At 47.9% G+C, this 9,405-nt stretch carries 7 protein-coding genes and 2 pseudogenes; 3 read left to right on the forward strand and 6 right to left on the reverse strand.

Going from position 1 to position 9,405, the window contains the following annotated elements; translation table 11 throughout:
- Both MHZ97_RS21810 and MHZ97_RS21815 read right to left on the reverse strand, forming a co-directional pair.
- A partial coding sequence (locus MHZ97_RS21810) for an IS1 family transposase (RefSeq protein ID WP_239315659.1) occupies nt 1–66 on the reverse strand: 66 nt, incomplete at its 3' end.
- 932 nt (nt 67–998) lie between these two features.
- Complete coding sequence (locus MHZ97_RS21815; RefSeq protein ID WP_033755687.1) at nt 999–1,244, reverse strand: hypothetical protein; 246 nt, start codon at nt 1,242–1,244, stop codon at nt 999–1,001.
- A 931-nt stretch (nt 1,245–2,175) separates the two neighbouring features.
- Between MHZ97_RS21815 and MHZ97_RS21820 the strand changes: the two genes are divergently transcribed.
- Together MHZ97_RS21820 and MHZ97_RS21825 are read left to right on the forward strand one after the other, a co-directional pair.
- Nucleotides 2,176–3,156: a RepB family plasmid replication initiator protein gene (locus tag MHZ97_RS21820; RefSeq protein WP_033755755.1), complete on the forward strand. Its 981-nt coding sequence runs from the start codon at nt 2,176–2,178 to the stop codon at nt 3,154–3,156.
- Nucleotides 3,157–3,952: 796 nt separating this feature from the next.
- The gene (locus MHZ97_RS21825) at nt 3,953–4,222 is read left to right on the forward strand and encodes a hypothetical protein (RefSeq protein WP_127908357.1); all 270 of its coding nucleotides are present in this window, start codon (nt 3,953–3,955) and stop codon (nt 4,220–4,222) included.
- 129 nt (nt 4,223–4,351) lie between these two features.
- Here MHZ97_RS21825 and MHZ97_RS21830 read toward each other — a convergent pair whose 3' ends face one another.
- From MHZ97_RS21830 to MHZ97_RS21840, 3 genes and pseudogenes are all read right to left on the reverse strand, one after another.
- On the reverse strand, nt 4,352–5,332 hold the full coding sequence (locus MHZ97_RS21830) for a ParB/RepB/Spo0J family partition protein (protein WP_033755686.1): 981 nt from the start codon (nt 5,330–5,332) through the stop codon (nt 4,352–4,354).
- Nucleotides 5,329–6,540 (reverse strand): AAA family ATPase, encoded by a 1,212-nt coding sequence (locus MHZ97_RS21835; protein WP_033755685.1) that lies wholly within the window; start codon nt 6,538–6,540, stop codon nt 5,329–5,331. The genes MHZ97_RS21830 and MHZ97_RS21835 overlap by 4 nt, the downstream gene beginning before the upstream one ends.
- 461 nt (nt 6,541–7,001) lie before the next feature.
- A pseudogene (locus MHZ97_RS21840) lies at nt 7,002–8,060 on the reverse strand (SDR family oxidoreductase).
- Between the two features lie 97 nt (nt 8,061–8,157).
- Between MHZ97_RS21840 and MHZ97_RS21845 the strand changes: the two are divergent.
- A pseudogene (locus tag MHZ97_RS21845) lies at nt 8,158–9,051 on the forward strand (LysR family transcriptional regulator).
- A gap of 248 nt (nt 9,052–9,299) precedes the next feature.
- Here the strand turns inward: MHZ97_RS21845 and MHZ97_RS21850 are convergent.
- A partial coding sequence (locus tag MHZ97_RS21850; protein ID WP_000300949.1) for an IS1 family transposase occupies nt 9,300–9,405 on the reverse strand: 106 nt, incomplete at its 5' end.

Genomic DNA, 9,405 nt, shown 5'->3' on the forward strand with positions numbered 1-9,405 from the left:
TTTGCCGTTACGCACCACCCCGTCAGTAGCTGAACAGGAGGGACAGGTGATAGAAACAGAAGCCACTGGAGCACCTCAAAAACACCATCATACACTAAATCAGTAAGTTGGCAGCATCACCTGCATGAATTGGGTAAGCACAATCACAGATGTGATACAAGAAAAACAGTCTATTGCGGTGGTTCACTGCGACAGGCCGCAGCTTTTTTATTTCCGATAGCGAAATAGTCTGCCTGTTTGCTCAAGCCGGGCGCATGTCGCGGGGTCGAGATTCACCGTTCGACGCTAAACAATGCATGCTGCAACCACCCGGAGGCGCTAAGCGTCTGCTTATTGCAGTACCGTAACATTACATGGTTTGCTGACATATAAAGGATCAACAGCGAGACGTACTGGTAAATGCAAAAAAATTCGAGCTTTGCCACATATGAGGATGAAATTAAAGGACTACACATGAAAACGCTTTACTTTCGATGAGTAATTGAGAGCGCCAATGGATAGCCCAGCTTTGAAGCTGACAATATGCTGCGTCAAAAGTGGGCTCGATGAGCAGCGCGATGCTGGAAGCGTAACGGTATGTTATTTCGAGTATTTTCGGAGATAATGAGCATCTTTTTTAATTGAAAGGAAACTAAACAGCGTATAGATAGAATGATGAACCAAAGGAAGGTTAGCGTCTAAAGGAAAATAAAAAAGAAACCTGCTTTTTACGCACGATAGCTTATATTGTTATCTGCGAAAGTCTCGGGATACTAAGATAAGATCAAAGTTTTTATCCAGTCTTGGGCTTTCTGCCCTTCCTGGCGGCAGGCTTTCACCATAATGCTATATCATGTTCATTTCAGACTGATAGTAACCTGCGGCAGTCATTTTTAATGTTGTGGCGGAAGTACCTCTTTGAGACCTTTACGGCATTATAAAGGCTGACTTAGGGTGACACTATCTTCAGTGATTACAGTGCTTACGAAGTAGAGTAGCGTTCTCTCATTTATCAGTGATCAGGCTTGTCCGCCTGCCAGCTTATCCAGCAGAATCACTTCAGAAAGGTCAATTAAGAATTTCAACTCTTCAAACAGCATTGATGATACGGGCTGCGCGAATATGCTGTTCAATTTGCGCTTATGACTGTCACTCTTCTGTCCAGACAAAACGGCGTAAGTTTTCTGTGTCACGGTTGAGTTGATAACTGACACAACCATCCTCTTTAAAGTGGTTTCAATAACGCTACGTAACAGCGATTCCACCTGACTTTCTTTGCTCGATTTGGCAATAAAAATAGAAAAGACAGGTACAGTAATATTTTACTCCTTACTGATCAGTAAGTTGGAATGAACCTTTAAGCTGATTAATTGTGCTTAATTTCATTAGCAGAGTCTATTATGATGCTTTTTAACAATGATTTTCTCAGAAGGGTTTACATCAATAAATGAAGACATACCTGTGTTGGCTGATTGTTTAGCAACAGGATAATCGACTGCTATGGTTAACGTGACTGGCGAAGTATCCTGAAAAAATTCAGCAGAAGGTAATTTGATGATGACAAGTCCTCGATCCTGCTAATTGCTTTGTTTGCTTGCTCTCTGTTAAATCTGTTGCTGCTACGTTTTGGAAAAACCAGTTCAATCATGAAAAGTCTCCGCAGGGTCTTTCGCATGCCCTCCTAAAACTTTTCAGGCTATGAAGTCTCCTATGGAATGATTTATCCACTGGGTAGATCCTAACAATTCGATCCTTATATGATCCTAATAAGATCCTAAAGAGATCCCCGATCGCTGTAGCCCTTGCCAGCTCTGGCTTAAAAGGGTGACCCCATAAGCTGTAGCAAGTAAAATATAAGCTGCAGTCAGTAAATCATAAGCTATGAAGCGTAGATTATAAGCTGTAACTGGTAAACAAGATAAGCTATAGTGAGTTAAATCACGGTTTTCTCTGCTTAACTGTGGATAATTTTTATCTTTAATTTCATGTTGCTATTCGCTGTCCTGTTTGTTCTGTCTGGATCATACATATTCGATCCACAGCTCAGCGGATCTGAAAGTGCCCTGCGCCACTGCTCGCTTGCTGGGTGCTTTACTCTCTTTACTAGCTAAATTAACGGCTTATAGCGTTAACGATTAGGATCCGGAGCCTGTTTTGGATAACGAAAGCATAGATCTTGATACTCTTTTCCAGGAAATGGACAAATCCACTGGCGAGCTCGTCACCCTAACGCCCAACGCCAATAATACGGTGCAGCCGGTTGCGCTTATGCGGCTCGGTGTTTTTGTTCCGACCCTTAAGTCGTTAAAAAATAGCAAAAAAAATACAATGTCCGTTACGGACGCGACTGAAGAACTCTCCCGGCTTTCGCTGGCCAAGGCAGAAGGCTTCGATAAAGTCGAGATCGTCGGCCCGCGGCTGGACATGGATAATGATTTCAAAACCTGGGTGGGGATTATCCACTCATTCGCCAAGCATAAGGTGATTGGCGATAAGGTACAGCTTCCCTTTGTCGAGTTCGCCAAGCTCTGTGGCATACCGTCTAATCGCTCCTCTAAGAAGCTCAGAGAGCGTATAAGCCCTTCTCTGAAGCGAATTGCGGGAACGGTCATCTCATTCACAGCAAACACCAAAGAGCACTCTAAAGAGTACGTTACGCACCTTGTGCAGTCAGCGTACTACGATACTGCAAAAGATATCGTTATCCTGCAGGCAGATCCCCGGTTGTTTGAGCTTTATCAGTTTGATCGTAAAGTACTTTTGCAGCTTAAAGCTATTAACGTCCTCAAGCGGCGCGAGTCGGCGCAGGCTATCTATACCTTTATCGAAAGCCTGCCAAAAAATCCGGCGCCTATCTCACTTGCGCGCCTGCGCGCCAGGCTTAACCTTAAATCCCCCGTATTCTCTCAAAACCAGACCGTACGGCGCGCTATGGAGCAACTGAAGGAGATTGGCTACCTAGACTATACGGAAGTGCAGAGAGGCCGTGCGGTCTTCTTTAACGTGCACTATCGACGCCCTAAGCTCAAAGCGCCCAGGAACGAGAGCGAAGAAACCATTCCGACCGCAGTGCCTGCACCAGCCAGCCCCGATCCCGAACTGACGAAAAAGCTCGAGGTGCTCGAAAAGCTGGGGATTACGATGGAAGACCTGGAAAAGCTTTTCAAAAACAAGTGATTGCCTTTCCAGTATTGCGCGGATAGGCGTTCAAAAGCATGCATTCCCCGTCAGTTTACTCACTACAGCTTATATAGCCTCTGGTGAGTAAATCTCGCTATGGATACCGCACTACTGACAAGAGCCTAAAGCTGCAGTCTCTTGTTATATACGAGAAACGTAAAATTACCTTTTAAATCATCAATATGTTCTGGCGCCATCCGAAACGTCGTCTGGAACGCACATCACAAATATAAGCTGTAGTGAGTAACTTACTCACTACAGCTTATATACTTTTTTTGTATGCTTTATCACACAGCACCCAGCCAGCCAGCTTTCCTTGTCAGGGAAACCGGGCCATTGCTCGTCCAATGCAGCCTGCCCTCTCTTCCGACATACCAGGCATTCAGGATCTGAACCCTGTCTACAACAGCGACCAGTAACGTCGCACAGACTAACTTATTCAGGTTACTCACTACAGCTTATACAAACTCCAAAAAGAGCCAAATACTTACTACAGCTTATGTCATAAGCTGTAGTGAGTAATATAAACTATAGCGAGTAATTTACTCATTACAGCTTATATCTCTGCCCTGCCCTAATGTTTAAAGAGGAATATTTCAAACCCGGGATTATGTGTAAGATATTGAGGTTTTGCAGATGCTTACTGCATGCTGTCTTGAAAATGCCGGTTTTCAGGCGTGCAATAAAACAACTGTTCAACAGGTAAGGTGGCAGCAGCGCAAAAGGTAATTTACTGATTACAGCTGATATGAGGTGACGTCGTATTGCGCGCCTGTATGCCCGGCTCAACAACATGGCACCAGAACCGGCAGAGCCAGCAGAAGCAGCAAGATGCAATAACCATTTTACTGATAAGCCTATTTCAGGGGCAAAACTTAATCTGCTGTCATTAAGACTTAATAAGGCAAGGTTATTTACATGGGCCGAACTGGCTTTACTAATAAACAAAGCATTATCAGATCCGAAAAGACATAACGTCACATACTGGTATGGATACTGTGGTTATCCCTTAAGCGTGATAAAAGGGCTTTCAAAACTGAAAGCGGCGGGAATTTCAGTTTGAAATATTTAGCCTGTTTTTTTATAAAACAGCTGCTTAGAGCATTTTTTTCGCGGGTACTCAGTAGCGATACGCTGCTAGTAGTGCTAAAGGTGAGGCCCTGACAGAGTACCGCTCAGGGCCTTCTTGTTATCAGGCTTTACTTTCAGCCTGCATTTTTTCCAGAATCGTTTTTACCGCGGCATCAAGCTCAGCCTGATAGTGCGCGGGAATACGTGAAAACTCATAAGTGACCAGACGTTTTTCCGCATCCGTCTTCTTACGGGCGAACTGTTTTTTGTCAGCGAACACCGCCATCTTTTCCGTCACGACTTTCTTGTCAGCTTTTGCACTTTTCGCACTGCTGTTTACCGAACGAATGAAACCAATGATTCTGGATTTCGATGTAGGGTCATGCGGATCCAGCGTGGTGTCCCCTTCTATGCGCTCGCGCACCGTCTCTACCAGCTCATCCAGACTGCCCTTTCTTGCTTCCACTTTCTCAGCAATATCAAGCAGCGTCTGATAATCATTAATAGAGAGATCGCTCACCGAGGGAAACAGGCCAATCAGTTCGTCAGGCACCGAAGCGGCCTGAAAAGCCCGGCTGATTTTTGCAGCCGACAGCCCTTCTGCTCTGGCGATCTCTGACTGATTCATGCTCTCGGGATACATCACCATAAGTCGCTTGCCCAGCTCACGCAGCGTATGCTCTTTCGCGGTCTGGATATCGATAGCAAGCTGGCGCGCGTCAGACAGCGAAAGGTCATCTTTAGTGACAAGCACTTCGAAAGGTGTGCCGTTATAGAGGCAGGCGGCGCGACGGCGCGAGCCGTCAAGCACTTCGATACGGCCGTCCACTTCGCGGCCGATGGCGGGAAAGAACTGCTGGAGCTTGATGGTTCGGGAAATATCGCTGACCGACTCCGGCGTAAGAAAAGCCTGGTCGCGGCCGTTTACAGCGGCATCGACATAGGTCTGCGCTTCGATATCATCGTGCAAGATTTTCGTCAGGGCGAAACGTGCTTCGGCGCCAGACTTTAGGATAAAAACGCGCGTGCTTTCCGTTTCGCTCAGCATGCGCGAAAAGCTAGAATTACCCAGCGTGCGGCCCATTTTTTTCATTTCTTTCATGACTGCGAACTCCTGACAAATTCAATCCGTTTAAACACGGCCTGGGTAAAACGTTCTGCCTCGCGTTTAGCATTTTTAAGCGCCTCTGTGCTGCCGGGGTAAGACTGGGGATCGGCGCTGACGATAGTGTCAAACGTCTCTCCGCAGCGCTCGAAGCCATCCAGCCGCGGCAAAGCAGCGTCAAGAATGTAAGAGGTGAACACGTCACGCGCTAAGCCATGCGTCATCTCGTGGTCGCGCTTGGAGGTCATTTTCGACATAAACCCGATATTGCCTTTAATGCGGGGATTAATGCCCTCATCTTCCAGCTGCTCCAGCATTTCCGGAAGACGGGTCAGATATTTGAGCGTGGAATGAAAATCCACCTGCGCAGGCGGCGTCGGCGTAAGCAGCAGATCGCTGGCGGCGATGGCGTTGAGCATAAAGGCATCGAGATGCGGACCGGTATCGATAAAGATAAAGTCATAGTCATCGCCGACGCGATCGATGATGTTACGACGTAACACTTCGGAAGGCAGTACGCCCGGCAGGTGTTCGCGAACCAGATCGTTCCATTGACTGGCGACGAAGCCATCATCAATCGAGGCCGGAATGATGTCCACGCCAGGAATAATCGTTGGCTGAATAATCTCTTTGTGAAGCTGTTCGGCGTCCAGATCGTTAAGCATCGCCTGCGCGGCGGTTTCCATAATTGAGCCGATGCTGTTTGCATGGTTCAGAAACATCGTGCTGGATGCTTGGGGATCGAGATCGATAACCAGATTGCGCAGATCGTACTGCAGCAGGTCCGGATGAACGCGCAGGCCGTGGGCCAGAGTAACGGTGCTGACTGTTTTGGAGACGCCACCCTTGAGGTTCACCACAAAGATGACGAACGGCCCTTCCCCTTTATGGATATCGCGATACTTAGGTACTTTACGATGCGCATAAATATCGACGACATCCTGTACCGTGAGCGCGTAGTGCTTTGTATTGCCGGCATCCTTTTTGCCAAACACGTGACCTTTGGATTCCATTTCGTCAATTGCCTGCTCGACGGCCCGGCGGCTGAGCTTGGGCAAGTTAGCAACCGAATTGCGGGTGAAGGTCTGGTAATACTGATCGAGGCCAAATTCGTGACGCTTATCGATAATATCGTCACTCATACTACGCAACATAGCGTTTGCCCTGCGCGCCGTTTCGTCTACTCCACCGTAATTGCTCTTCATCACTCCGCTCCGTTGGCAATATTTCGGGACAGTGTACAGAGTGTCCTGCTATGTGCAAGATTTTTGCGTTTTCAGTGAAAAATTGTACAGAGCATAATATTTTGTTCATTCACCTTGCCAAATGACAATCTGGCTGTTTTTTGGGCGGAAAAGCAGTGCGGAAAGATAATGAGGAAGGTTGAAAAGTTGCCAGATTACCCATGCTCTTTTCAAATATAAGTTGCTGAAATATATTCTTTTTTATTAATTATTTCACATTGAAATTCCCATGGCGTTAAGTGATCTGCGGTCACGGCGACTCTCGAAATAAAAAAACGCCAGTGTAAAGCGCACAGGTGCGGAACAGTGGATTATGCATTGCGATATATGCGGCGTGTAAATGGATAACCGCGCAGTACAAAGGTTTGAAGACGAAGAGAAGAGACCAGCGCTGGCATATCAAGGATAACCGCAGCGAATCATCAGGAGATAATACGGGCGGCTCTGAGCTGAGAGAATAAGCTAAAAAACATCTCGTCATTCGCGCATGACTGCGTAAAGCCAGTCCGGCGCAGTTTGCTGCCATCACCGAACATATCGTCGTCCCAGCCGAAAACGAATTCTGCGAACTGCCCATCGCTAAGTCGCAGAATATCTGCTTCCTGCAGCTTATATCGTTCAGCTATAGCACGCCAGGTGACGCGATAATCTGCGAACAGCTGCTGAAAAGAAAGCTTGACCGGCGACGCGCACTCCAGCTCAAACCAGTTCGCAATCCGTGGCCAGTGTTCGCTCCAGCGCCAGATATCACCATTATTAACGTTATAAGCCTGATTGCTGGCGTCTGGCGCCGTTGCCGCCCATAGCATCGCTCCCCCAAGCAGGCCCGCATCAGTATGATCGACAATGCTGTGTCAATTTTGAGGCGAACCGGGAAAACGAAGCGGTAATCCTTCTGTCTTACACAACGAAGCATAAAGAGCGATGCTTAGCGTAGGTTCATCGCATTGCCTGGTGCCGTGCTGCCTACTACGCCAGGGCGCAGCGCCTGCCTGCGCCAGTTTTTATGCTGCTGGAAGTCGCTCAACCAGCTGAGCTGAGCGGCGTTAAATTCTGCGCCCGGCACGCCAGGATCGCTCTTGCGCGCCGGCGTTTTAAACGGGCCGAAGTGAGCGCCGTAAACTTTATAGCCCTGCATCAGGCTGACATTCTCCAGTGAAGCGACGAGTTCCACATTGCTCATCAGATTGCGTAATATAGTGACGTTCGGTTCAACCATCGCACTCCAGTTCGCTGCATTCAGCCAGGCGTTATAGAAGATATGCGTCACCGACAAAGCGGTTGCAGCGCTTGGGCGCTTTACAGTGCGCTGAGCAGGTCGACATTTACTGTCATAACGTTATATGCATGCGCTTCAGCACGGCGTGATAGCCCGATAATCTGCCATTTTTTAACCAGCAGGGCGTTAACCATCTGGCTGCGCCGACAATGCCGCTGGCGCCTGCAACCAGCGCGACTTTAGGCGTATCTTTCTGCGTCATCTCTGTTCTCCTGAGTAAGAAAGAAACAAAGTGTGCTATATGTGATTTTCTGCACATGTCCTCTGAACAAGATGACACTTATAAGAAAAACGCTTAAATGAAGAATAAGCTCAGTACGATTGCAACCTTTCTAGGGGTAGCACAAGCGGAATCGTTCTCCGAAGCAGCGCGTCAGTCTGGCATAACGCAATCTGCTTTCAGCCAGAAAATTGCCGCGCTCGAATAGGAACTTGTCACGATTTTGCTGCACCGCACTGCGGGTTAAGGTGCATACCGAGCAGGGCGAATACTACCGCCGTCAAATAGTGCCGCTCCTGGAAGCGATGTAGGAAATCGAAAATCAGCTGCGACTCAGACAACAGCAGTTGCGGGGTATATTACATATACAGCTGCCAAACGGGCTGGGACAGCTTTTTCTGCCGCACCTGCTGACGCTGCAAAAAGATAATCCGGATCTAAACCTGACGCTGGCACTTGATGAACGCCTGTCAGAGCTGGTAAGTGAAGGCGTAGATGTAGCGCTGCGGCTCAGCAGCGAGTAGCCGGATACGCTTACAGCGCGCATGCTGGCATGCATTGAAACGCTATTATTTGCAGCGCCCGATTTAGCGCCGGTTGAATCGCTGGCGGAAGTGGCTAGGCTGCCTCACATTCGCTTCAGGGACATCTCGCAGGCATCGCCGCTTCCTTTGGTAGCAGATAATGAAACGGTTGAGCTGATGGTCAATACCATTTTTCACGCAAGCAACAGCGAAGGGCTGCTTCAGGCACTGTAGACCGGTATCAGCGTTGTGGGTATACAGCTGCTGCTGGCTGCGAAGGCGTTGCAGTCCGGCGAACTGGTTAGAGTACTACCGATCTAGCGTCTGCCAGATCGTTTTTTATATGCGGTCTTTCCTGATGCCCTTTTATTCCCTGGTGAATCAGGCACATCGTGCAGCTGGGTGAATCTTTGCTGAGGGATCTGCCTAGGATGACATTTTGTTCTTAAACGAAAAATGAGAGGATATGAATTAAGACATTTACTCAGACGCTTGCTTAAACCTGCTCCGATAGAATGAAAATGAATGGTCTTTCGGCAAGCGCAGCTGGCTGGCGTCGGTCGTATAAAAACTACCGCGTAACGTCTCTGGGATTTATAAAGAATACGTACCCGCTAACAGGAAGGAAAAAGGGCGCTTTTTTTCTTTGATCCTGCGTTTGAAGGCGTACATTGTTTGCCACGGTAATGACTCCAACTTATTGATAGTGTTTTATGTTCAGATAATGCCCGATGACTTTGTCATGCAGCTCCACCGATTTTGAGAACGACAGCGACTTCCGTCCCAGCCGTGCCAGGTGCTGC

The sequence above is a fragment of the Pantoea sp. ACRSC genome, assembly GCF_022346785.1.
GTDB classification, from domain to species: Bacteria; Pseudomonadota; Gammaproteobacteria; order Enterobacterales; family Enterobacteriaceae; genus Pantoea; species Pantoea alvi.